General features: G+C 39.8%; 24 protein-coding genes, 1 pseudogene and 2 riboswitches. Of the genes and pseudogenes, 19 read left to right on the top strand and 6 right to left on the bottom strand.

Features of this window, described 5'->3' with window-relative positions:
* From ACFX4X_RS15565 to ACFX4X_RS15540, 6 genes and pseudogenes are all read left to right on the top strand, one after another.
* Positions 1–149 (top strand): HAD family hydrolase (locus ACFX4X_RS15565; protein WP_377384639.1); only part of this gene is annotated, 149 nt, incomplete at its 5' end.
* Positions 150–178: 29 nt separating this feature from the next.
* Entirely contained in the window at positions 179–508 is a 330-nt protein-coding gene (locus tag ACFX4X_RS15560; RefSeq protein WP_061462927.1) for a DMT family transporter, read from the top strand.
* Positions 509–547: 39 nt separating this feature from the next.
* The gene (locus tag ACFX4X_RS15555; RefSeq protein ID WP_061462928.1) at positions 548–868 is read left to right on the top strand and encodes a DMT family transporter; all 321 of its coding nucleotides are present in this window, start codon (positions 548–550) and stop codon (positions 866–868) included.
* A gap of 68 nt (positions 869–936) precedes the next feature.
* Positions 937–1,305 (top strand): annotated as a pseudogene (locus tag ACFX4X_RS15550) (D-serine ammonia-lyase); the annotation flags it as partial.
* A gap of 173 nt (positions 1,306–1,478) precedes the next feature.
* Complete coding sequence (locus tag ACFX4X_RS15545; RefSeq protein WP_377384637.1) at positions 1,479–1,973, top strand: TniQ family protein; 495 nt, start codon at positions 1,479–1,481, stop codon at positions 1,971–1,973.
* Positions 1,974–2,168: 195 nt separating this feature from the next.
* A complete protein-coding gene (locus ACFX4X_RS15540; protein ID WP_377384635.1) occupies positions 2,169–2,690 on the top strand; it encodes a hypothetical protein in 522 nt (173 codons plus the stop codon).
* 1,442 nt (positions 2,691–4,132) lie between these two features.
* Here ACFX4X_RS15540 and ACFX4X_RS15535 read toward each other — a convergent pair.
* Complete coding sequence (locus tag ACFX4X_RS15535) at positions 4,133–4,675, bottom strand: chromate transporter (protein ID WP_377384633.1); 543 nt, start codon at positions 4,673–4,675, stop codon at positions 4,133–4,135.
* Between the two features lie 74 nt (positions 4,676–4,749).
* Entirely contained in the window at positions 4,750–5,379 is a 630-nt protein-coding gene (locus ACFX4X_RS15530) for a chromate transporter (RefSeq protein ID WP_284470953.1), read from the bottom strand.
* 241 nt (positions 5,380–5,620) lie between these two features.
* On the opposite strand from ACFX4X_RS15530, the gene ACFX4X_RS15525 reads away from it, so the two are divergent.
* From ACFX4X_RS15525 to ACFX4X_RS15515, 3 genes are all read left to right on the top strand, one after another.
* Entirely contained in the window at positions 5,621–6,499 is an 879-nt protein-coding gene (locus ACFX4X_RS15525; protein WP_377384631.1) for a LysR family transcriptional regulator, read from the top strand.
* A 1,075-nt stretch (positions 6,500–7,574) separates the two neighbouring features.
* Positions 7,575–9,008 (top strand): alanine/glycine:cation symporter family protein, encoded by a 1,434-nt coding sequence (locus ACFX4X_RS15520; protein WP_377384629.1) that lies wholly within the window; start codon positions 7,575–7,577, stop codon positions 9,006–9,008.
* Positions 9,009–9,214: 206 nt separating this feature from the next.
* Entirely contained in the window at positions 9,215–9,436 is a 222-nt protein-coding gene (locus ACFX4X_RS15515; RefSeq protein ID WP_284470951.1) for a YozQ family protein, read from the top strand.
* Between the two features lie 96 nt (positions 9,437–9,532).
* Here ACFX4X_RS15515 and ACFX4X_RS15510 read toward each other — a convergent pair whose 3' ends face one another.
* The 4 genes from ACFX4X_RS15510 to ACFX4X_RS15495 are packed head-to-tail and all read right to left on the bottom strand — an operon-like array spanning position 9,533 to position 12,216.
* Positions 9,533–10,378, bottom strand: a complete 846-nt coding sequence (locus ACFX4X_RS15510) for an energy-coupling factor ABC transporter ATP-binding protein (protein ID WP_284470950.1) — start codon at positions 10,376–10,378, stop codon at positions 9,533–9,535.
* An 18-nt stretch (positions 10,379–10,396) separates the two neighbouring features.
* The gene (gene cbiQ / locus ACFX4X_RS15505) at positions 10,397–11,119 is read right to left on the bottom strand and encodes a cobalt ECF transporter T component CbiQ (RefSeq protein WP_284470949.1); all 723 of its coding nucleotides are present in this window, start codon (positions 11,117–11,119) and stop codon (positions 10,397–10,399) included.
* A gap of 40 nt (positions 11,120–11,159) precedes the next feature.
* Positions 11,160–11,471, bottom strand: coding sequence for an energy-coupling factor ABC transporter substrate-binding protein (locus ACFX4X_RS15500; protein ID WP_089363094.1), 312 nt, complete (start codon positions 11,469–11,471; stop codon positions 11,160–11,162).
* A 1-nt stretch (position 11,472) separates the two neighbouring features.
* Positions 11,473–12,216 (bottom strand): energy-coupling factor ABC transporter permease, encoded by a 744-nt coding sequence (locus ACFX4X_RS15495; protein ID WP_061462939.1) that lies wholly within the window; start codon positions 12,214–12,216, stop codon positions 11,473–11,475.
* Between the two features lie 179 nt (positions 12,217–12,395).
* A riboswitch (cobalamin riboswitch) is annotated at positions 12,396–12,593 on the bottom strand.
* Positions 12,594–12,795: 202 nt separating this feature from the next.
* Positions 12,796–12,985, top strand: a riboswitch (cobalamin riboswitch).
* A gap of 151 nt (positions 12,986–13,136) precedes the next feature.
* Between ACFX4X_RS15495 and ACFX4X_RS15490 the strand changes: the two genes are divergently transcribed.
* Genes ACFX4X_RS15490 through ACFX4X_RS15445 form a run of 10 tightly spaced genes read left to right on the top strand, consistent with a single transcriptional unit; the run spans position 13,137 to position 22,434 of the window.
* Positions 13,137–13,505: a (2Fe-2S) ferredoxin domain-containing protein gene (locus ACFX4X_RS15490; protein WP_377384626.1), complete on the top strand. Its 369-nt coding sequence runs from the start codon at positions 13,137–13,139 to the stop codon at positions 13,503–13,505.
* 14 nt (positions 13,506–13,519) lie between these two features.
* The gene (cobJ, locus tag ACFX4X_RS15485) at positions 13,520–15,175 is read left to right on the top strand and encodes a precorrin-3B C(17)-methyltransferase (RefSeq protein ID WP_377384624.1); all 1,656 of its coding nucleotides are present in this window, start codon (positions 13,520–13,522) and stop codon (positions 15,173–15,175) included.
* A gap of 18 nt (positions 15,176–15,193) precedes the next feature.
* Entirely contained in the window at positions 15,194–16,099 is a 906-nt protein-coding gene (locus ACFX4X_RS15480; protein WP_377384622.1) for a sirohydrochlorin chelatase, read from the top strand.
* On the top strand, positions 16,096–16,866 hold the full coding sequence (gene cobK, locus ACFX4X_RS15475; protein WP_377384620.1) for a precorrin-6A reductase: 771 nt from the start codon (positions 16,096–16,098) through the stop codon (positions 16,864–16,866). Before ACFX4X_RS15480 ends, cobK begins: the two co-directional genes overlap by 4 nt.
* A 12-nt stretch (positions 16,867–16,878) precedes the next feature.
* Positions 16,879–17,526 carry a precorrin-8X methylmutase gene (locus ACFX4X_RS15470; RefSeq protein ID WP_089363089.1) on the top strand — a complete coding sequence of 216 codons (648 nt, stop codon included), beginning with the start codon at positions 16,879–16,881 and terminating at the stop codon, positions 17,524–17,526.
* A gap of 3 nt (positions 17,527–17,529) precedes the next feature.
* Entirely contained in the window at positions 17,530–18,663 is a 1,134-nt protein-coding gene (locus ACFX4X_RS15465) for a cobalt-precorrin-5B (C(1))-methyltransferase (RefSeq protein ID WP_377384618.1), read from the top strand.
* Positions 18,638–19,840: a precorrin-6y C5,15-methyltransferase (decarboxylating) subunit CbiE gene (cbiE, locus tag ACFX4X_RS15460; RefSeq protein WP_375166299.1), complete on the top strand. Its 1,203-nt coding sequence runs from the start codon at positions 18,638–18,640 to the stop codon at positions 19,838–19,840. Before ACFX4X_RS15465 ends, cbiE begins: the two co-directional genes overlap by 26 nt.
* Positions 19,833–20,540 carry a precorrin-2 C(20)-methyltransferase gene (cobI, locus tag ACFX4X_RS15455; protein WP_284470942.1) on the top strand — a complete coding sequence of 236 codons (708 nt, stop codon included), beginning with the start codon at positions 19,833–19,835 and terminating at the stop codon, positions 20,538–20,540. Before cbiE ends, cobI begins: the two co-directional genes overlap by 8 nt.
* Positions 20,537–21,313: a precorrin-4 C(11)-methyltransferase gene (gene cobM, locus ACFX4X_RS15450; protein WP_089363086.1), complete on the top strand. Its 777-nt coding sequence runs from the start codon at positions 20,537–20,539 to the stop codon at positions 21,311–21,313. Before cobI ends, cobM begins: the two co-directional genes overlap by 4 nt.
* A complete protein-coding gene (locus tag ACFX4X_RS15445; protein WP_125162126.1) occupies positions 21,310–22,434 on the top strand; it encodes a cobalt-precorrin 5A hydrolase in 1,125 nt (374 codons plus the stop codon). The genes cobM and ACFX4X_RS15445 overlap by 4 nt, the downstream gene beginning before the upstream one ends.
* The last annotated feature ends 7 nt before the right edge of the window (positions 22,435–22,441 follow it).

Genomic DNA, 22,441 nt, shown 5'->3' with positions numbered 1-22,441 from the left:
TGTTCCAGAAAGTTGGATACAGCGTAGCGATGGGAAATGCGAAAGATGTCATAAAAGCTGTTTGTACAACGACAACCCTTAAAAATGATGAGAATGGGGTAGCTTATGCGATTTATCGATATATGGAGAACTTCGTGGTTCAAAAATAAGTGTCAATGCCGAAGGAGAGAGCGATAAAATGGCATGGATATATATCATAATGGCAGGACTTTTGGAAATCGTCTGGGTGATCGGTCTTAAATATTCTCACGGATTCACCAAAATTATACCTAGTATAGTAACGGTAGTTATTATAATCTATAGTTTCTTTTTACTTTCAAAAGCTTTACATTCCATTCCCTTAGGAACTGGTTACGCCGTTTTTACTGGATTGGGAACGGTGGGAACAGTAGTAATTGGGATGCTTTTTTTGGGAGAGACCATTAATCCACTAAAAGTATTTTTTATGGCTTTAATGATATTGGGTATAATTGGAATAAAAACCAATCCAGCACAACCTAAACATTAAAGGAATTATATGATTTATACATGGTTAGGGGATGATTCAATGGCTTGGTTTTTTCTTCTTATTGCCGGATTTGCCGAGATTGGTAGTGTTATAAGCCTGAAACGTGCAGACGGGTTTAAAAAATTACTTCCCTCTGTAGCGTGTCTTTTTTTGGGGAGTTTAAGCTTTTATTTTCTTTCTTTGTCATTAACTTCTATTCCAGTGGGGACTGCCTATGCAATATGGACCAGTATCGGCTCTGTTGGAAGTGTTTTAGCAGGAATGATCTTCTTTAATGAACCTAAAAGTTTAAGATTAACCCTATTTATTATGTGTATTATTGCAGGGGCTGTAGGTATTAAAATGACTTCTGGACATTAAGGTCAGGGTTTTAAATGGCAATAAGTAGATAAAGGAAAAAGGTACGATACCTATGGAAGAGAAGAGTGATGAAAACAATTCAAGATTGGATAAAAGAATATCCTTTAATAAACGAGTTAGTTGCTACAAAGGATGTATTTTGGTCAAATCCTAAATATGAACCATTTCAAAAGGTACTTAAAAAGCGGCCACTTAATGAGAAAGATGTAAAAGATGCCGAGGAAAGGCTACAGCGTTTTGCTCTTTACATTGCTAAAGTTTTTCCTGAAACAAGAAAACTAAACGGAATCATTGAATCTCCTATTGTACCCATCCCGGCGATGCATCAACAGCTATCACACATGTATGAGCATCTATTAGAAGGGACATTTTTGTTGAAATGTGACAGCCACCTTCCCATTTCAGGTTCCATTAAAGCACGCGGGGGCATTTACGACGATTCAGAGATTCCATAGATACACCAGAGGGATTCGACAGTTTAAAAAGAGGGATAGATTAATGAGGGGTGATTTAAATAGAAAAGATGTTAAGTGGTAAAAATAACAGTAAAAGGCTTCTGTATCCAGGTCTCGTCTTTACAATATAGAACCAATAGGTATTGGAACTCCATATGTTGAATCACTGTGGAGTGATAACGAGAGTAGCTTCTCATCATTGCGTCCGAGTTGGAGATTTACTAGAATATATAATAATTGAAAAGTTAGAAATGACTAGCTATGAGTTTTATAATAAAAAGACCCAAATCAACAAATTTGGGTCTTTTACAGAAAATCTCATTTCTATAATAGAGAATCTTACTTCACGGAATGATTTGAGGTACCTAACACTTAGGAAATGGGAAAACGCTTTTAAAAATAAAAGAGGTACTGTCAACCAATTCTTAAAATGGAGCCCAAAATGCTTAACGGATTTCAGAAATAATAAATTGGAAATTTATGAACCACTAATTTGGTCTATAAAATGTTTGAAAATTTGCTCTAAACATAAAATTGAGCTTTCCTCAATATGTCCTATGTGTAAAAAAGACCCACTATTCTTTCACAAAGAGAGCAAGACCTGGATTTTGTCCGCATTGCGAACAATGGTTAGGAGAAACAAGTTTTAAAGAGGTGACCGGCGGAGAACTAGAAAGGCAATTAATGCTTTCAAAGTCAGTTGGAGATGTGTTTAGTCAGAATAATAGTGAAATGCAATCTGCTACTAAAGAGGAGATATTGATCTCAATAAAAAAAATAGTAGAAATAACCACAAACGGCAATGTAAAAGAATTTTCAAAACTGGCTAATAAGTCACGGAACAAGTGTATAAATGGTTAAGAGGTACCGAACCAGAATTTGAATCATTGATAGATATATGTGAAGTAGCAAATATTAAAGTTGTTGATTTATTATTAAACCGTATAGATTATTCATTTAATATAAAGGTAAACAACATCCCAAAAGTTAATAGAAAAAGAAAGAATTATGATAGGGATTTAAATGAAATAGAAAGACAATTGGAGGATTTTCATTTAAATGAATATCCACCGATCTCAGTATCAGAAATTCAAAGAAGATTAAAATACTTTAATATCTACCGAAAATATCCGCAGCTTAGTAAAAAAATATCTTATAAGTACCAGGAATATAGAAAAACACAGGCAGAATTAAAACATATGCATAGAGTCGAAGAGGTAAAAACGATTATAAAAGAAATACACAATAATTCTAAATATCCGTCAGAAAGGTTAGTAAAAAGTAAAATGAAAGATCCTATTGCATTTATAGATCCTATTATACGAAAAACATATAAATCGATGCTAAGAGAACTTGGATTAAAGTAAAACTTCTCAAAAGTCTAAACAAGAAAGTTAGATACATATTATTCTATATATAACTGTTATGTATAGATAGTAAATGATTCTTAGATATCTATGTGTAGGTAAACAATAAAGATTTATGAATTATCACTAAAATTTCTGAGGTAGTTGTAACTTTATGTTATTTAGATGTAAGTATTAACAAGAGTTGTTCCAGGGGTTAACCCATTTTTTGTAGGAGTCTTATTGAATAACTTGCAATTTCGTGAGTTATTTAATCTATATATATATGTATATATGTACCTCTATATAATTAAGTAGTTACGATAACGTGGAGAAAAAGCTAATAATAGCGAGAAACCCATTTGATTAAAACTTTGTCTCCATATGTAAGTATATTTTCGTGACTTAAAAAGTCCATTAATTTGAAAATTACCATAAAATTTGTGAATTACACCATTTTTATATTCGTCTTCTTCTTTTAACCAAAACCTTAAGGTTTCTTACTTATATCTCCCTTTCTCTATAATTGGCTGATAGTTATTAACCCTGGTGGTACTATGTAAGTTATCTAATTCTATATCCTCTTCCAACAGTTTTTCACCTTTAATGTAAACTTTTCAAAAAGTCCAGAAAATCTACTAGTGAATTAATGTTGCTATTATAATCAGTCATTTCAAATATCAAATATCAAAATGATTCCTTTCAAATATAATTTTCGCTAAATTGTGGTAGTATTTACAAAAAACGAAAACAGCCTTCTAAAGGTTCCGGATAATGTATTGAACTGTGCCGTAAAAAATAATTATTCGTCAAAAACCGAATAACTTCATTTATTAGTGGTGTTGCGTAAGTAGTGTAATGGAATTTATCAAGTAGTTGTTCTAAAGTTTTTGAAAAGGCTCTAAAATATGTACCAGTCAAATCAGGGCTTAAGCGGCCAGGTTAAATATTATAAATGCGAGGACTGAGGGAAAAATAATGATACCATAAAGGTGCCTAAATTCTAAATTAGAAGCATATCAATGCCTAAACCTTATAAAATCAATAGTTCTTCGTTATTGAATAAAATCAAACTTTAATATAGGTTTCGAAGACTAATGGAGAAACATTGAACTCTTGGCAAGGGTATCTTTCATAGTTTGGCAACAATATGGTAATAATCATAATAAATTCGAATTCTCCTGCTTGATATTTCTTTAATTTATGGAACCAACTTTTGCCCATCATCAAAATAACTGCCTAATTCAGGTCCATATTGATGAACGGCGGAAAATCCACGTTCCTCCTTCATTTCCACAAAATCACGAAACTCAGGTTGTACCATCGCATTATTTAAAAAAATATGTCTGTTTGATAATGTTTCACTTGAACAAATATTTCGTTTCCATACCGATCAGTCATATTTTCAGTATGTCCAAGATTTAGAGATTACATGGAAGTGTGTTGAACGGAAAAATGAGTCGTTATGAATAGAAGACAACACCAACTAATCCAGAAAGAATAAGGACATAAGCTGGATGCCATCGTAATTTCAATAAGGCAAATAATGATAATCCAAAAACAAGTAATAAGCTTATCGTATGCCATGAAAAGTTCATAGCTATCATATGATTGGAAATGGCAAAACTTATCGCTGCAAAAAGGATTAAACTAGTGACAATGGGTCTTAGTCCATAAAACATCGATTGAATAATTGGATAATGATTCAATTTGCTGAAGAAGGTGGCTATAACGATTATGACTATAATTGCAGGAAGCAGGATTCCGAGAGCAGATGATATGGCTCCTGCTAATCCAGCAGTCGAATAGCCAACGAGAATGGCACTATTGATGGTGATAGGACCTGGGGACATGCCGGAAATGGCGATTACATCGGTAAATTGTTGCGTCGTCATCCAACCATGCTGTGAGACTTCCGATCCTATTACGGGAATCATGGCGTATCCCCCTCCAAACGATACAAATCCGATAATAAAGAAGGTGCTAAACAACTCCCACAATTCCATCAGCATTTATCCCACGCTTTCTTGAAAATTAGTTTAAACCGATAACAGGGAAATATCGCCCACCTTTCATGGACCTATATGCCTGCACCCATGAAATATTCGAAATCATTCTCTTCTTCTTTCTTTTCTTTTCGGTCCATGTTGATTTTGTAACCTAATTTCCTCTTAATAGAGATGGTCACAACACCTGCTATCGCGCCTGCTAATATAGCTAAAACAGGGTGAATGAAAAAAAGGATTGGAATCCCCACTATTAATATACCTAATGTTGATTTGTCAACAATAGCCGTTTTTCCTATCTTGATAGCCGCATAGGCGATGATGGCAACTATGGAAGCTCTAATCGATATGAATGCGGATTCTATCTTTGGATTATCCTGAATGAAAAAATACAAAATGCCGAGGAGCAGTACAATTAAAAAGGTAGGAAGTGTAACACCGATCATAGCTGCCATTGCGCCCTTCATTCCGGCAATTCGATGGCCGATAAAGGTGGCGGAGTTAACGGCGACAGCTCCCGGTACAGACTGAGATAATGCAAAAACATCCGTAACTTCTTCGCTTTTCAGCCATTTTCTCTTCTCCACTACTTCTTTTTCGATTAAAGGGATCATCGCAAACCCGCCTCCGAATGTGACAGGTGCTATTTTAAAAAAGGTCCAAAATAATTGGAGCAGTGTTTTCCATTGTCCTTTCATTGTCATCAGTCCCTTCCTATGCTGCTCTATATAAATCTTATTATTAACATATCAAAGAAAAAGGAATGGGTAAATTGCAACAAAATCATCGGGTATAACAAAACGTTATACCCAGAAGATTTATCCGTTTTATAGAATTGAATAGAATCACCTGTTCAGGGAAAATAGCGTTGTTTTTCCATTTCACCATTTACCTATATGATGCTATCATTTTATTAAACTATTTATAGACATGGAGGTCGGCGTCTTGAAATTAGAAAATCTAAAAGTGTTTTGTTTAGTGGTGGATGAAGGAAGCATAAGCCAGGCAGCGAGGTTAAGTTTCTTATCTCAACCGGCGGTAACAAGACAGATTCACCAATTGGAAAATTTTTATAACACTTTGTTATTTGACCGTGAGGAAGGGAGGCTAAGGGTGACAGAAGCAGGAAAGTTGTTATACCCTTTTGCAAAAGCTATGGTGAATGACTTCAACCATTCAAAAGAAGTGATTCAGCAATCAGTGGGCGAGTACAATTTAAACCTCATAGTAGGTGCATCCCTGACAATCGGCGAGTATTTATTGCCAAGCTTGCTGGGGAGATTTAAAAAGCAGCAGCCTGAAATAAAAGTGACATTAACGATAAAAAATACCCCTCGAGTTCTGGAGGATTTATCAAACGATGTCATTGATTTGGCCTTGGTGGAAGGACTCGTGGAAAACACCGATTTTATTGTAGAAAAGTTCGCAGATGACGAATTGATATTGGTTTGTCCACCCGACCACACATGGAGAGACAGAAAAGAAATCCAGGTAGAGGAATTGGGAAATGAAAGGATGATCTGGCGTGAATCCATTTCAGGGACACGACTTATCGTAGAAAACATGTTAAGGGAGCATGGGGTTTTAGAAAAAATAGAAAACTACATGGAGATTGGAAGTACACAAGCGATAAAAAGTGCAGTCGAAGCTGGACTTGGAATCAGTATTCTGCCAAGGTTGTCATTGGCCAGGGAATTGGATCAAGGTTTTTTGCGGGAAGTCGGTATTTCCGGTATAAATATAAGAAGAGATCTATGGCTAGTCAGAAAAAACAAGCGTTTTAATAAAATAGGTGTGTCTAATTTTGTGAATTTTCTTCAATAGATAACTGAAGCATCAGTCATTTTACGGTCGCATGCGTTCCTATTCACATGATGTGCAGCGTTTTTTAGGTTCTTGGTTAGTCAATCAGGATTAATGACGAGCCTTAGCATATCGTTTATGAATAAAGCGGAAGTGATTGGAACTGTTATCACTGCTGTTCATATCAGTCAGAAGGAGCAAACATATAAATTGGTTTTGTGAATTCGATCCTATTTGCAGCTGGCTTACTTCTAATTTAAGGAATCGTGTTCTTAATCTTCGTTAAACCAGTTAAAGGGGTTCTCTTATTCAGGTGGACTATTAGTGCAATAGTAAAAAAACTTCTACAATATAAAATTTTTAGAGGTATTATATTTTAAATAAAAGCTTTTCTCATTCGAGAAGGGCATTATTTGTATTTGGATATTCAGCTTCCGCATCCTTTTAAGAAATGAATACAAAATTGGGCATTACATATTTTTCCCTATGAAAATCAAAGTTGATGTTCAAATTATACTGCAAACTAATTCCCTAATTTGATAATCATTCGTTAAATCCCTTGGCTTGACATAATCCCTACAAAGAGAATTATACCTAGATTGTTTACGATTACACTTTTTTTTGAATTTCATACATTGAAACCTCTTCTGTGATGTAGATGATAACTAAATTTCAGCACGGAATTTTTCTTATATTGGGAGTGGTTTAAGAAAAATGATATGAAGCCGATGTTTGCAAAAAAGCCTTGCACGTTAGCCCTAAACAGAAGGTGAGAGGCTTTTTGGTGCTATATTAAAGTTTTTTGGATGATTTGGACGAAAAAGGGATTCTGCTGACGTCTGGAATGAACTAAAATAAAGTGGGGAAGAAAGATTAATATCATAAAGAAGAATACTGAAATATTGATTCCACCAATTCAGGAATGAAAAAAATTATGAGTTAGGATATAATATAATTATTGTATTGGAGATTCATTCGGGAATTTCCTTTTTTTTATGGGCTTCATTAGTTTATCTCCCTGAAGAACCGGGAAATAAATTATAGTTGTATATGTTTTTGCAATAATAATTTAAGTGAAGTAGAGGGGATTGTTTTAATGGGGATGTTAGAAAAATTTATTAGTGAGACAAATGATGTGTTATGGTCATCCATTTTGATCATCATGTTGATTGGATTGGGTCTTTATTTTTCCGTACGCACGAAGTTTGTCCAATTCAGGATGGTTGGGGAAATGTTCAGACTTTTGGGGGAAGGAGCCACGGCGGAAAAAAAGGGTGTGACATCCTTTCAGGCATTTTGCATAAGCACGGCTTCCAGGGTAGGAACTGGTAACCTTGCAGGTGTTGCCATCGCAATCACGATGGGCGGCCCAGGAGCCGTTTTCTGGATGTGGTTAATAGCATTGATCGGGTCTGCTTCAGCTTTCATTGAAAGTACACTTGCTCAAATCTATAAGGTCAAGGATGGGGATGCATTCCGCGGAGGGCCTGCGTATTATATGGAAAAAGCTTTGAACGCCCGATGGATGGGCATCACGTTCGCTGTATTGATTTCGCTTACATTTGGACTTGCTTTCAACTCGGTTCAAGCCAATACGATTTCAAGTGCATTCAATGAATCGTTTGGAATCGAAAAGTGGGTTACGGGTCTTATTCTGGCTGTCGTCACAGCTGTCATCATTTTTGGCGGTATCAAAATGATTGCAAAGGTATCTGAAGTCATCGTCCCGATTATGGCAGGAGCCTATGTGATAGTGGCGTTGATTATCATCATCATGAATATTACCGAGTTACCGGGTGTTTTTGTTCTGATTTTTGAAAGTGCATTTAATGGAATAAAAGAAGTGGCTGGCGGAGTACTGGGGGCTGCCATGATGCAGGGAATCAAGCGTGGCCTATTTTCAAATGAAGCCGGGATGGGTAGTGCACCTAATGCTGGAGCGACGGCAGATGTAAGTCATCCCGTCAAACAAGGACTCATTCAGTCACTGGGTGTTTTTGTCGATACGCTCGTCATTTGCAGTTCGACTGCCTTCATCATTTTGTTCTCGGGTCTTTATACATCGAAAGAAACGGATGGAATCGTCCTTACCCAAAATGCACTTGGTACGGCATTGGGGTCTTGGGCTGGTATTTTCCTTGCCATTATCGTACTGTTATTCGCCTTCAGTTCCATTGTCGGCAACTATTATTATGGAGAGTCGAACATCGGCTTCATCAATGAAAATAAAGTTTGGTTAAACATCTATCGTATCGCAGTAGTAGGGATGGTGATATTCGGTTCGCTTGCCTCACTGAAATTTGTTTGGGGGCTAGCTGACTTGCTGATGGCACTCATGGCCATTATCAACCTGATCGCCATAGCATTACTTGGGAAGATCGCTTTTGCTGCACTGGCGGATTATCAAAAGCAAAAGAAAAGTGGAAAAAATCCTGTTTTCCATGTGAACAATATTAAAGGTTTGAAGAATGTGGAATGTTGGGGAGACCCATGCGATGATGTGGATGTGAATGTGTATAAGGAGAGCTAAGCTCTAATTAAGCTTACATGTAGAGTCCTTGAGAAGGGATTTTACTTGTAAGCTTTTTTTGTATGATCAATTGATTGAAAAGAAGGCTTTTTCGTCTTTTTTCTATCATGATTGAATATTGTTTTGTTTTTTACACAAAATACCTTTGTCTTTAGTACTGCTGTCAATCGATGGTTGGACAATTTGAAAATTAGGAGTGGAAAACTATGGATAGCAAGCAATCAAAAAATGAATCTTCAGAAATTGCTGGAAGAATATATGACGTCAGTGATTATAAACGGGAAGATGCTGTATCTTCGGGATTGGCTACAACCCACGAACAAGTCTCGGATACTTATGCGGAAGGAGAGATAAAAGCAGTCATTGATGATGTAAATGGAAAGGATATTGAGATTAAAAAAGAAGGATCTGAGGAAGAAAGGAAATGAAGTGATTTTTATTTTTTTAGGAACAAGAATTATCGACTGATATTTTAAGTGAATATCGATTTAAACCCCTAGCTTTTTAAGCTAGGGGATATCTAATTAATAAATTCTTTCTCTCTCCATTTTTCGAAGTAACTCTTCCTTCGTTCTTGGGACAAGGTCCTTTTCTGCGGGTATCCTTGATTGAAGAAGGGCTTGAAACATTTCAAAAACCCACGGCTTCTCCAGGTGTGCCCTCATCAGAACGGCTTCATCATGAAAAACGGATACAGGGTCCCCTTGGTATATGACCTTACCATCGTTCATGACAACGACTTCATCAGCCCATTGATAGGCCAAATTAACATCATGAGTTGATAGAATTATCGTTTTGTCAGGATGGTGAATACTGTCCAGCAGAGACATGATCTGTCGGGAGAAATAAGGATCCAATCCAGCGGTAGGCTCGTCCAAGAGCCAAACATCGGGTTCCATGGCTAGTACCCCTGCAATGGCGACACGTTTTTTTTGCCCTAAGCTCAAAAAATGGGTGGGTCTGTCCTTCAATTCCGTTACTTCCGTTTGAGCCATCGCCCATTGTACTTTCTCGTGGACTACGTTTCTTTCCCATCCTAGATTCATCGGTCCAAACGAAATATCCTGTTGCACATTAGCGGAAAAAAGCTGAGAATCGGGATCTTGAAAAACGATCCCGACTTGTTTTCTTAATGATAATAATGCTTTACGGTCATATTTAATTTTCTTCCCCTTATATCTGATAGTTCCTGATGTTGGTTGTAAAAGACCGTTTAAATGGAGGAACAGAGTCGATTTGCCAGCTCCATTATTGCCTAATAATGCAATCTTTTTACCTTGTTGAACCGTTAGTGAAAGATCTTTTATAGCGAACGTTCCATCTGCGAATTGATGGGTGAGGCCCTCTATATTAAAAATATGCTCTTCCATTTTTGAATTGCCTCCAATTTACATATATCCATAAATAAAGATTAAGCTTCCTAGTATGATAATGGCGATCAGCCAATTGCGCGAGGAATAGGTGTAAGTATCATCGATAAATGATAGGTTTTCCTGATATCCTCTTGCATTCATGGCCATCGTCAATTGCGCAGAGCGCTGGAATACTCCCAAAAATAATGATGAGATTAGTAACCCGAGAGAGCGAATGCCTTGCCTTATCGAGCCATATCCAAGTCGTGAAGCTTGTGATAGGTGAATGGCCAAAGCTGTATCTAAAAAAATAAAGATGAAGCGATAGGTCAATTCTATTAAATCGATCAATAAAGACGGCAATTTAAGTTTCCGCAGCACGGATAGAATGACGGTAATGGGTGTTGTTAAGGTTAAGAAATATAAACAACTTATACTGCCAAATACGACAGTGATCAAATTGATCACTGTACCAATGCTGTCATCGCTGATGAATATTTGCCAGTTTCCGGCTTTCCAGGACCACCATATATTGGATATTGAAGTGGGTTTGCTTGTAAAAGAAAAAAGGATGGTAATTGTACCTGATAATATAAAGAACCCCGGTAGTAAGAGTAATTTCAGATAATAAGAAAGTGGGATTCTTGCCGCAAAAATGATTAAAGCACTCATCACCGTAAAAGTGATGAGCGAAACGGCCATATCCCTTACAGTTAAGGAAAAAAGCAAAAGGGAGAGTGCAAAAATCATTTTTTCCAACGGATGTTCATCCTTTAGCCCATTGAAATAGGCATATTTATCAATGAGTAACATGCTTGGATTCTTCGGGCATGGCTTGTTTGGCTTGCTTATTCCTTTGTCTCATTACGCCAATGAAATATCCAATGAAACCAGCTCCGATTGCAGCTTGCAGCGCAAATAATAAGCTTTCTGTTTCTGCACCTGGTGGCTCCCAAATACTGTTGAACCATGGCTTATATTCCGGATGGATATTTGTGATGGCTTCTTCAGCTTCGCCGTCGGCACCGCCAAATTCCGTTCCTTGTTGGGTGATTAACGGTATGGTAGCAAGAATGACGACCAGGAAAAGCAGCAGTAAACTTTTTTTCATATTAACGGGCCTCCTTAGATAAAACTCGCAGCAATTTCAATTCGCCTAGATTGTATTTTTTTAAGAAATTCATCACAACGACTGTCAATAATCCCTCGCTGATTGCCAAGGGAATTTGGGTCAGGGCAAAAATCCCTGCAAACTTAGTGAATGAGGCCATGAATCCCCCTACCTCGGATGGAAAAGCAAGAGCAAGTTGAACGGAAGTTACCACATAGGTTCCTAAATCTCCAAAAGCAGCTGCCAAGAAAACGGCAAGAGAAAAAGACCACCCCAATTTAGTCGCGCCCTTGAAGACAAAGTAAGAAATGAACGGTCCGCATACTGCCATGGAAAATGCATTGGCCCCTAATGTCGTCAACCCTCCGTGAGCCAGTAATACAGCTTGAAATAACAGTACGATGGAACCCACGACACTCATGGCCAATGGTCCGAATAATATGGAACCCAAACCAACTCCTGTAGGGTGTGAAGAACTTCCCGTAACGGAAGGAATCTTCAGGGCCGATAATATGAATACAAATGCTCCCGATAGGCCGAGTATCATTTTTGTTTCTGGGTTTTCCTTTACTTTGGACCTAATCGACCGGTAACCCAAGATTAAAAATGGAAGGATAATGGCCCACCAGAATATGGCCCATTCAATCGGTAAAAATCCCTCCATAATATGCATGGCCATAGCACGTTTTGGTACAAGAAGCAATAAAATGACAAAATAAAGAATTTTCCAATTGTCTTTTTTCATTCTTTCTCCTTTCAACACTTTTAATTTTTTCTGATCAAGGCTTTTAGAAGAAAAGCGGCGCCCAACATAAAAAGCACTTCTCTAAAAAAGAAAGAAGTGCGTAATGAACAGGAATTCCTCAGCATAAACCAACCACGGGCTATTCTGCCTGATCCGCACACCCATCCTCGTAGGCTGAAACAGTTTCACGCTTCATGGCAGGTCTCCTGGCTTTGGTTCATCATCCCATTACATCCTTCCCATCTCATTTGACAGTGGATTAACCTTAAGGCAATAGGACTTCCCTTTACAGTGGCGGGACCGCTCCGGATTTTCACCGGCTTCCCTTTTAAGCTGAATTTCCGAGAAAATTCAACACCATAAAACTTATGTAATTATTTTGAAAAATCTCGTATAGTTTATCATAAAGAAATAATTCCAGCTACACTCTCTTTTTTTTAAAAAGACTAATAACGCAGAGAAGCGAGGCATGGAGCTGGATTTACCCTATTAAACTTTTCTAAACAGTCGGAATAAACTTTGAATTTTGCTAAAGTTGTTATATGATAGATAAAGTTAGCTAGAAATGTATAATAAAACCAAATATTTCATTTTAAAAGTGCTCTTGTGTGAATTATCAAGGGATAATAGGGAAAACGGTGAAAATCCGATGCAGCCCCCGCTACTGTAAACGCTGATGAAATTGTCGATGACCACTGGCTTAATGCCGGGAAGGGACAAAGTAAAATGAAGCGTAAGCCAGGAAACCTGCTTTTGAAATTGTATGATACTTTTCGGAGGGAAAGGTAGAAGGACTATGACGATTTTGGGAGATTCAGCATATTTGCCGAAGGCTCCTCATTCATATAGTTTTTTTAAAACCTTAACTCTTATGTTAAGGTTTTTTATTTTGCCTTTTCCCTGAACTCAGGAGGAAGAAGATGACTACTTGGAACTTGCAGGGTACTAATACGCATCTGTTGATTTGCAATGGAAGCAGTTGCATGAAAAAAGGCGGGGAAGAAGTAACCCAAGCGATTCGCGATGAAATTACTTCAAAGGGACTGGATATGAAAGTTCATACAACCAGGACACGCTGTAACGGAAGATGTAAGGACGCCTGCGTTGTAATTGAGTATCCCCAAGGGAGATGGTATCGGGTGGATACCCCAGATTACGGTCGGAAGATTGTAAGTAATATCGATGATGGAGAGTTTGTGCCACAGATGATCTACCAATTCAGTGATGGGGAAATGATCCCTAATCCAGATTTTCCTGCTCATACGGGTATTTCAAAGAACAAATCGTAAAAGGAGATGTCTTAATGAGTACTAACGGTAAATTATTCGTCGTGGGCTTTGGGCCAGGGAATTTTGAACACATTACCAAACGTGCTGTCGAAGCCCTTCAAGAAAGTGACTACATCATTGGTTATAAAACTTATGTTGAACTCATTCAGGGACTGCTTACAGATCAAACGATTATTAGTACGGGAATGACTGAAGAAGTATCACGTGCTCAGGAAGCAGTGAAACAAGCGGAGCTGGGAAAGAAAGTGGCTGTAATTTCCAGTGGTGATGCCGGAGTTTACGGGATGGCAGGGCTGGTTTATGAAGTATTGATTGAAAAAGGGTGGAAAGAAGATACTGGAGTGGGCATTGAAGTCATCCCTGGTATTTCTGCAATCAACTCATGTGCGTCTTTACTTGGGGCACCTGTCATGCACGATTCGTGTACCATCAGCCTCAGTGATCATTTAACGCCTTGGGAACTTATCGCTAAAAGGGTGGAAGCTGCTGCAATGGCTGACTTTGTCATTGCACTTTATAACCCGCGTAGCGGAAGGCGGACTAGGCAAATTGTAGAAACACAAAAAATTCTCCTTCGCTACCGTTCACCGGATACACCTGTCGGGTTGGTGAAAAGTGCTTATCGCGATCGGCAGGATATTGTCATAACCAATTTGAAAGATATGTTGAATCACGATATTGGAATGTTGACCACCGTCATTATTGGTAATTCATCTACCTTTTTATATGATGACAAAATCATCACACCAAGAGGTTATCAGAGGAAATATACATTGAATTCGGAAAAGCAAACATTGAAGCCGCATCAGCGTCTGCAAAAAGAAGCAGAACCGTGGGCATTAGATCAAGAAGCCGATTCCATGCAAGAAGCCTACGCTGAGCCTGATGGAGGGGTTGGATTACTTACAAAAGCACCAGAAAAGAAGGCGACATCTTTTGAAATGGCGATGGAAGCCCTGTCTATAGTTAAGGGCCAAACCGTTCAGCAACCCATTAAGCCGTTTGTTCAGCAAAAAATGGAGTCGGTATTCGAACTTGCGGTCAGTCCAGGTGTGGCGAATAAACAATTCACTCCCAAACAAATGATGACACTTGCGGAAGTTGTTGGGGAAAAGGGATCGATGGAATACACGCCAAACCATAAGATCGTATTAAAGATTCCGACAACGGATCCGGAAGTCATTACGGGGAAATTGCAATCAGCAAACTTTCTGTTATCGCCGATTGGAGATGTACTGACATTAAAAGCCTGTGATTTCTGTGATGGGGAAAAAGCGGAATCCATTCCTTTTGCGGATGAAATACACCGGGTGCTCGGCGGAATGAAAATGCCTAAGGAACTGAACATCGGTTTTAATGGGTGTGGAATGGCTTGTTATAGTGCTGTGATGGATGATATCGGGATTGTCTTCCGAAAAGGGAAGTTCGACTTATTTCTTGGAGCTAAACCGGTTGGAAGAACAGCCCATCCAGGTCAGCTGGTTGCTGAAGGCATTGAACCGGAACAGCTTGTTGAACTGATTACGGACATTGTCGGGGAGTATACGCAAAATGCCCATCCAAATGAGCGGCTTTTTAAATACTTCAAACGTGCAAAAAAGATACAGAGTTTTTCTTATCAGGACATTGCTCCCAAAATAAACATAGAGCCTGCGCCTTGTGAAGACTAATCAAGAGGGGGAAAGTAAATGAAAGCAGTTTTGTTCGTAGGACATGGAAGCCGCTTGGCTTCAGGAAACGAAGAAGTCCTTCATTTTATTAAAAATATGATTCCGGCAATGGATGACGGCTTTTTGGTAGAAACGTGCTTCTTGGAGTTTGCGGCACCGAATATATCTAAAGGCATTGATAATTGTGTAAAACGAGGGGCTACGGAAGTTATCGTCATACCAATCATTTTGTTGCATGCAGGACATTCGAAATTACATATCCCGGCTGAAATAGAGGATGGGAAAACCAAGTATCCAGAAGTGAAATTCACATATGGTCAAACGATCGGGGTCCACCATGATGTATTGACGATCCTGACAGATCGTCTTGAGGAAGTTGGTTTCGATACATCCTCAAAACAGCCTGAGACAGCAATTTTGCTAATCGGCCGAGGTGGCAGTGACGCTGATGCAAATAGTGATATATATAAAATTTCACGATTATTATGGGAAAAATTAAACGTGAAATGGGTCGAAAGTGCCTTCATGGGTGTAACGGAACCGCACGTGGATGAAGGCATTGATCGATGCATCCGCTTAGGGGCAAAAAAAATAGTGATGCTGCCATATTTCCTTTTCACGGGTGTGCTAATGGAAAGAATGGAAGATATGCTGAAAGGCTATCAAGAGCAATATCGTGATCGAGAATTTATTTTGGCGAAGTATTTTGGGTATCATCCAACCTTACAGAACATTTTGCAAGAACGTGTAATTGAAGCTAGCGAAGGCAGATCAAGTGGGGTCCGAGATTTGGAAAACTATCGTAAACATGTCGAAGAACATGGACATGCCCACCATCATCATCACGACCACGACCACGACCACGACCACGACCATGATCACGACCACGACCACGATGAGCAAGCAGTGGGGACATCAAAATGATTTTGTTCTTGGCGGGTACAAGTGATGCAAGGGAATTAGCGATTGAGATGAAGCAGGTGGGATTCGAGGTTTTGGCAACTGTTGTAACCGGGTCGGCGGCGAAGAGTTTGCAAGATGAAGGGATATCCACCCGTATTGGCCGATTAACTGCAGAGGATATGACATCTTTAATCTCTGAAAAAGGTTTTCAGGCTGTAGTTGATGCAAGTCACCCATTTGCGGAAGAAGCATCCAAAAACGCCCTTAACGGAGCAAAGGCAGCAAATGTTCCATATATTCGTTATGAGCGTGAAAGTCAACGGTTTAAGAATGACAAATTGATAGTTGTCCGTGATTATGAGGAAGCTGCCAAGCTTGCAGCGGCAAAACGGGGAATCATCATGCTTACGACCGGAAGTAAAACCCTAGCTGTATTCGCAAAAGAATTGGTCGGACTCGAGAATACCAGAGTCATAGCAAGAATGCTGCCACGCATGGACAATATGGAAAAATGTGTGGAGCTAGGCATTGAACAAAAAAATATCGTTGCGATTCAAGGTCCATTTTCCAAGGAATTAAATAAAGCTCTATATGAACAGTATGGCGTCACATTGATGATAACGAAAGAAAGTGGCAAAGTTGGTGCGGTTGATGAGAAATTGGAAGCCGCCTTGGAATGTGGAATAGAGACGATTATGATATCGCGACCGGATGTGGACTATCAAAATGTCCATTCAAGTTTTGATCATGTCATTTCTGAATTGAATAAACAGCTAAATCAAAAATAGGAGGAATGCAAGATGGACTTTAAAACGGATTTTAAACCACTGACGGTAGATCCAGACAAAATATATGATTATAGCTTTGCAATGATAGCTGAAGAAATGGGGAATCATGATTTTTCCGAAGATGAATGGAAGATCGTCCGCCGGGTCATTCATGCTTCAGCGGACTTTGAATTGGGAAGAAGTGTCATCATCCATCCAAATGCTATTCAAGCTGGTGTGGAAGCCATTCGCAAAGGCAGGCATGTCATTGCGGATGTGCAAATGATCGAGAGCGGAACAGGCAAAAAAAGATTTCAAAAACATGGCGGGGACGTGCATTGCTATATTTCAGATCCAGATGTGATGGTCGAAGCAAAACGTTTGAATACGACTAGAGCGATCATTTCGATGCAAAAAGCCGTAAAGGAAAATGAAGGGGGCATTTATGCCATTGGCAATGCACCTACAGCATTACTTGAGCTCATTCGCCTTATTAAAGAAGGGATTGCAAAACCGGACTTAATCATTGGAATGCCTGTTGGGTTTGTTTCTGCAGCGGAATCTAAAGAGGAACTGGCTAAGATCACAGAAGTTCCATTCATTACGAATATTGGCCGAAAAGGTGGAAGTACTGTCACTGTTGCCGCATTGAACGCGATTTCCCTTTTAGCTGATAGTTAAAAAATGGAAAAGAAAGTGAAAAAAGACCCCTCACAAATGCGTCATGGATATACGACGGGAGCATGTTCGACAGCCGTGACCAAAGCGGCATTGACCGCCTTGATCACGGGGGATGCGCTGGAGGAAGCAACGATTTCCTTGCCAATTGGCCGAGATGCCACTTTCACTATTGAGAAATATGAAATATCGGAAAATGCGGTTAGTGCAGAAACGGTTAAAGATGCCGGAGATGATCCTGATGCCACACATCTGGCCCATATTATCTCTACTGTCAGCTGGTCCGATGCACCTGGGATTATCTTGGATGGAGGGACAGGAGTTGGTCGTGTGACCAAACCCGGGCTTCCCGTTCCTGTAGGGGAAGCGGCCATTAATCCTGTACCGCGCAAAATGATTTTAACCACTGTGCAACAAACATTGGAAGAATTTAAGATCAATAGAGGAGTGAAAGTCGTCATCTCCGTGCCCGCAGGTGAAGAAATAGCAAAAAAAACATTAAATGGCCGCTTGGGGATTGTGGGGGGTATTTCCATTTTGGGAACAAGGGGCACCGTCGTCCCTTTTTCCAGTTCGGCCTACATGGCAAGTATCGTCCAGGCTATAAGTGTCGCCAAAGCGAGTGGTTGTGAGCATCTTGTCTTAACGACTGGCGGGCGAAGTGAAAAGTATGCAATGGGCCTTCTTCAGGATTTACCGGAGGAAGCCTTTATTGAAATGGGTGACTTTGTGGGCTTCTCACTTAAGCAATGTAAGAGGCAGGGAATAAAAAAGGTATCACTGGTCGGCATGATGGGGAAATTTTCTAAAGTTGCCCAAGGTGTGATGATGGTGCATTCAAAGAGTGCCCCGGTCGACTTCGGTTTTCTATCGGAGATAGCCCATAGCGTTGGAGCAGGAGATGATCTTGTTCTTGAAATCAAGAATGCAAACACAGCATCACAAGTTGGGGATATGATGTCGGCGATCAATAATTTTGATTTTTTTAATAAACTATGTGAATCCTGCTGTCACTCTGCCATAAAGCAAGTGAAGGGTGGCATTGAAATGGAAACGGCGATTTATTCGTTGAAAGGACAATTACTGGGAAGGGCTGTTGGAATTGAGTCAATTGATGAAATTAATCGGGATAGGGGATAACGGTCAGGAAAGCTTACTGCCGCAATATGCCCAATGGATTGAAGAAAGTGAAGTGCTGGTCGGAGGCGAGCGGGTCTTATCCTTCTTTCCGAACTATTCTGGCCAGAAGATTGTCATAAAGGGCGATTTGAAGAAAGTGGTGGAACAACTGCAGGATGAAACTCGTCCAACTGTTGTCTTAGCTTCCGGTGACCCATTGTTTTACGGAATGGGAGGCTATCTTTCCAGCAAGATCAACATGGAAGTTTACCCATATTTCAGTTCCATTCAGCTTGCTTTTGCAAAAATGGGTGAAAGCTGGCAAGATGCTTTCCTAGTTAGTATTCATGGCCGCAGTATGAAAGGGCTGGCCCAAAGGATTGATGGGAAAGCAAAAGTTGCCTTGCTTACTGACATCGAAAATAGTCCAAACCAACTGGCTAAATATCTCCTTTCATACGGAATGACAGAATATCGGGCATTCGTTGCTGAAAATCTTCAAGGAGAAACTGAAGACTCTGGCTGGTATGAACTTGATGAAATGATGGAGCGGGAATTCTCCCCGTTGAATGTTGTCATTTTAAAAAGAAAATCAGAAGGTCCAAGCTGGTCTTTAGGGATAGATGATGAAGAATTTTTGCAACGGAAGCCGGATAAAGGACTCATAACCAAAAAGGAAATTCGAGTATTGAGCCTGCATGCGTTGAAACTCGAAAAAAATAGCATAGTTTGGGATGTCGGGACGTGTACGGGATCAATGGCAATTGAAGCGGCTAAGCTTGCATCAGAAGGTCAAATCTTCGCAATTGAAAAAAATGAGCCTGATTTAGAAAACTGTTATCAAAACCAACGAAAATTCCGTACCGATATAACAGCTATTCATGGAAAAGCTCCGCAAGGCCTGGAAACTTTTCCAGACCCTGATGCGATTTTTATTGGCGGGACCGGCGGCGAAATGGTAGATCTAATCAATACTTGCTGCAAACGGCTGAAAGAAGGCGGCAGGATCGTTCTAAATGCTGCAACGATCGAGAATCTTTACCGGGCTAATGAGGCATTTGGGGAAGCTGGTTTTCACACTTCCATCATGCATGCGCAAATTTCCCGAAGTAAGCCGATATTGGGAATGAACAGATTCGTACCGCTTAATCCGGTTTATATCATTACTGCACAACGAAAGGAAGACATGAATGAGTAATCTTGGTACATTATATGGCCTAGGCGTGGGCCCGGGCGATCCAGAGCTTATTACAGTAAAGGCATTTCGCGTGATTCAGGAGTCTCCTGTCATTGCATATCCCAAAAAAAGAAAAGGGAGTAAAAGCTACGCCCATCGCATCGTTGAAGTTTACATTCGTCCTGAAGAGAAGGAAATGCTGGGCCTAGTTTTTCCGATGACGAAAGATCAAGCAATTTTGGATCGGGAATGGAACGGAACGGTTGAAAAGGTTTGGCAAAAATTATACGAAGGAAAAGATGTTGCTTTCGTTACGGAAGGTGATCCCCTTTTATATAGTACGTTCATACATATGATGAAATTGATGCAGGAGTTACATCCTGAAGTCGAAATTAAGACAGTCCCGGGCATTTCTTCGTTTAATGGATCAGCGTCAAGGTTAGGTATCGCTTTGGCGGATGGTGATGATCATGTGGCGATTGTTCCGGCAAGGGATGATTATGAAGCGATGAGGAAGGCGATTGAAGATCATGATGCTGTGGTGTTCATCAAAGTGGCAAAAGTCATCGATTTAATGATTACTGTTTTAAAAGATTTAAACTTGCTTGAAAAGGCCTCGGTCGTAACAAAAGTCACATCCGATGAAGAAGTGATTTGGAAAGTGAGTGAATTGGAAGGACTTGAACTAGAATACTTAACATTGATGGTGGTGAGAAAATGAAGATATATATTGTAGGTGCTGGCCCAGGAGATCCGGATTTGATTACTGTAAAAGGATTGAACATTCTCCAAACTGCTGATGTGATTTTATATACGGATTCATTAGTGAATGAGGAATTAATTGCTAAGGCAAAACCGGATGCTGAGGTGCTAAAAACGGCTGGAATGCATTTGGAAGAAATTGTTGGCATTATGGTTGATCGTGTTAAAGAAGGAAAGATGGTTGCCAGAATCCATACAGGGGATCCTGCTATGTATGGGGCGATCATGGAACAAATTGTCCTATTGAAGAAAGAGGATATTGGTTATGAGGTGATTCCTGGCGTAAGTTCAGTATTCGCCTCGGCAGCGGCAATAGGAGCAGAGCTGACTATCCCGGATTTAACCCAGACACTCATTTTGACGAGGGCTGAAGGACGTACTCCTGTTCCTGAATTTGAGAAGTTACGTGATTTGGCAAGTCATCACTGCACGATTGCCCTCTTCTTGAGTGCGACCTTGACTAAAAAAATCGTTAAAGAACTCAAGGAAGCCGGTTGGAAGGATGATACGCCGGTCGCAGTCATTCAACGGGCAACATGGCCGGACCAAAAAATAGTCCGTACCACGTTAGTTAATTTAGATGATGATATGCGTAAAAATGGTATCCGCAAGCATGCAATGATTTTGGCTGGATGGGCGTTAGACCCTACTATCCATGATAAAGATGAATACCGTTCAAAACTATATGATGCGAGTTTTACCCACGGTTTCAGAAAAGGTGTTAAGCCATGATCATTGAATTGAAGGAAGAGGAACTTGCTCCCATTAAACAGTCTCATACTTATGCAATCGTGGCAATTACAAAGCACGGTGTCGAGCTGGCACGAAAATTACATACCGTTTTTTCGAATTCCGATCTATATTACATGAGCAAGTTTGAAAAAGGGGACGAAGAGCATAAACAGATCCAGCTTTTTTCGGGAAGCGTCCGTATGCTTTTACCAGCTTTATTCAAGGAATATAAAGGAATCATATTAATTATTTCACTCGGGGCAGTCGTCAGGATGATTGCTCCCATTTTGAAGGATAAGAAAACGGATCCAGGTGTGGTTGTCATTGATGACAAAGGGGAAAATGTTATAAGTGTATTGTCAGGGCATCTTGGCGGAGCAAATGAACTGACTAAGGAAGTTGCTGCTGCCCTTGACGCAAAAGCTATAATCACTACGGCTTCGGATGTACAGAAAACGATTCCTGTCGACTTATTTGGCCAGCGCTTTGGCTGGATTTGGGATTCAGCAGAAAAATTGACGCCAGTAAGTGCGTCCGTTGTAAATGAAGAGCATGTTGCCGTTGTACAGGAGTCAGGTGAACGGAACTGGTGGTCGTATGAAACGCCATTACCTGAACGTATAATCATATACCCTTCAATTGAAGAAGCGCTTCAAGCAAAGCCACAAGCAGCTCTGGTCGTCACTCACCGCATGCTTAGCCAGTCGGAAAAGAGGATCCTGGAAAATGGGATCGTTTATCGTCCTCAAGTAATTGTTCTTGGTATCGGGTGCAATAGGGGAACATCGGCTGCTGAAATAGAGCATGTGATTACAGAAACACTAGAGGAATTATCGTTTTCCTTAAAAAGCGTTAAAGCGATCTGTACAATTTCCTTAAAGAAAGACGAAATTGGCTTGATTGAAGTAGTTAAGAAATTTGGCTGGGAATTTGTATATTATGAACCGGAAGAGCTTAATCAAGCTCAAATCGAAGCGCCATCCGATACAGTTTTTAAATATACAGGTGCATACGGTGTGAGTGAACCGGCTGTCAGGATTTATACTAAAGCTGAACAATTGGAGCTGGTTAAGAAAAAATCGGGGAATGTAACCATATCAGTTGGGATCATTCCTTTTTAAGGAGGGA

The organism is Peribacillus sp. YIM B13481, assembly GCF_042787985.1.
Taxonomy (GTDB): Bacteria; Bacillota; Bacilli; order Bacillales; family DSM-1321; genus Peribacillus; species Peribacillus simplex_A.
Note: the sequence above shows the minus strand (reverse complement) of the source record. Positions and strands in the feature narration are given on the sequence as shown.

Bases quoted from the DNA above. Each gene is read 5' to 3' on its own strand.
- ACFX4X_RS15560 (WP_061462927.1), top strand. From the start codon at position 179: ATGGCATGGATATATATCATAATGGCAGGACTTTTGGAAATCGTCTGG.
- ACFX4X_RS15555 (WP_061462928.1), top strand. From the start codon at position 548: ATGGCTTGGTTTTTTCTTCTTATTGCCGGATTTGCCGAGATTGGTAGT.
- ACFX4X_RS15545 (WP_377384637.1), top strand. From the start codon at position 1,479: ATGTTGAATCACTGTGGAGTGATAACGAGAGTAGCTTCTCATCATTGC.
- ACFX4X_RS15535 (WP_377384633.1), bottom strand. From the start codon at position 4,675: ATGGAATTGTGGGAGTTGTTTAGCACCTTCTTTATTATCGGATTTGTA.
- ACFX4X_RS15530 (WP_284470953.1), bottom strand. From the start codon at position 5,379: ATGACAATGAAAGGACAATGGAAAACACTGCTCCAATTATTTTGGACC.
- ACFX4X_RS15520 (WP_377384629.1), top strand. From the start codon at position 7,575: ATGGGGATGTTAGAAAAATTTATTAGTGAGACAAATGATGTGTTATGG.
- ACFX4X_RS15515 (WP_284470951.1), top strand. From the start codon at position 9,215: ATGGATAGCAAGCAATCAAAAAATGAATCTTCAGAAATTGCTGGAAGA.
- ACFX4X_RS15510 (WP_284470950.1), bottom strand. From the start codon at position 10,378: ATGGAAGAGCATATTTTTAATATAGAGGGCCTCACCCATCAATTCGCA.
- ACFX4X_RS15500 (WP_089363094.1), bottom strand. From the start codon at position 11,471: ATGAAAAAAAGTTTACTGCTGCTTTTCCTGGTCGTCATTCTTGCTACC.
- ACFX4X_RS15495 (WP_061462939.1), bottom strand. From the start codon at position 12,216: ATGAAAAAAGACAATTGGAAAATTCTTTATTTTGTCATTTTATTGCTT.
- ACFX4X_RS15490 (WP_377384626.1), top strand. From the start codon at position 13,137: ATGACTACTTGGAACTTGCAGGGTACTAATACGCATCTGTTGATTTGC.
- cobJ (WP_377384624.1), top strand. From the start codon at position 13,520: ATGAGTACTAACGGTAAATTATTCGTCGTGGGCTTTGGGCCAGGGAAT.
- ACFX4X_RS15480 (WP_377384622.1), top strand. From the start codon at position 15,194: ATGAAAGCAGTTTTGTTCGTAGGACATGGAAGCCGCTTGGCTTCAGGA.
- cobK (WP_377384620.1), top strand. From the start codon at position 16,096: ATGATTTTGTTCTTGGCGGGTACAAGTGATGCAAGGGAATTAGCGATT.
- ACFX4X_RS15470 (WP_089363089.1), top strand. From the start codon at position 16,879: ATGGACTTTAAAACGGATTTTAAACCACTGACGGTAGATCCAGACAAA.
- ACFX4X_RS15465 (WP_377384618.1), top strand. From the start codon at position 17,530: ATGGAAAAGAAAGTGAAAAAAGACCCCTCACAAATGCGTCATGGATAT.
- cbiE (WP_375166299.1), top strand. From the start codon at position 18,638: ATGAAATTAATCGGGATAGGGGATAACGGTCAGGAAAGCTTACTGCCG.
- cobI (WP_284470942.1), top strand. From the start codon at position 19,833: ATGAGTAATCTTGGTACATTATATGGCCTAGGCGTGGGCCCGGGCGAT.
- cobM (WP_089363086.1), top strand. From the start codon at position 20,537: ATGAAGATATATATTGTAGGTGCTGGCCCAGGAGATCCGGATTTGATT.
- ACFX4X_RS15445 (WP_125162126.1), top strand. From the start codon at position 21,310: ATGATCATTGAATTGAAGGAAGAGGAACTTGCTCCCATTAAACAGTCT.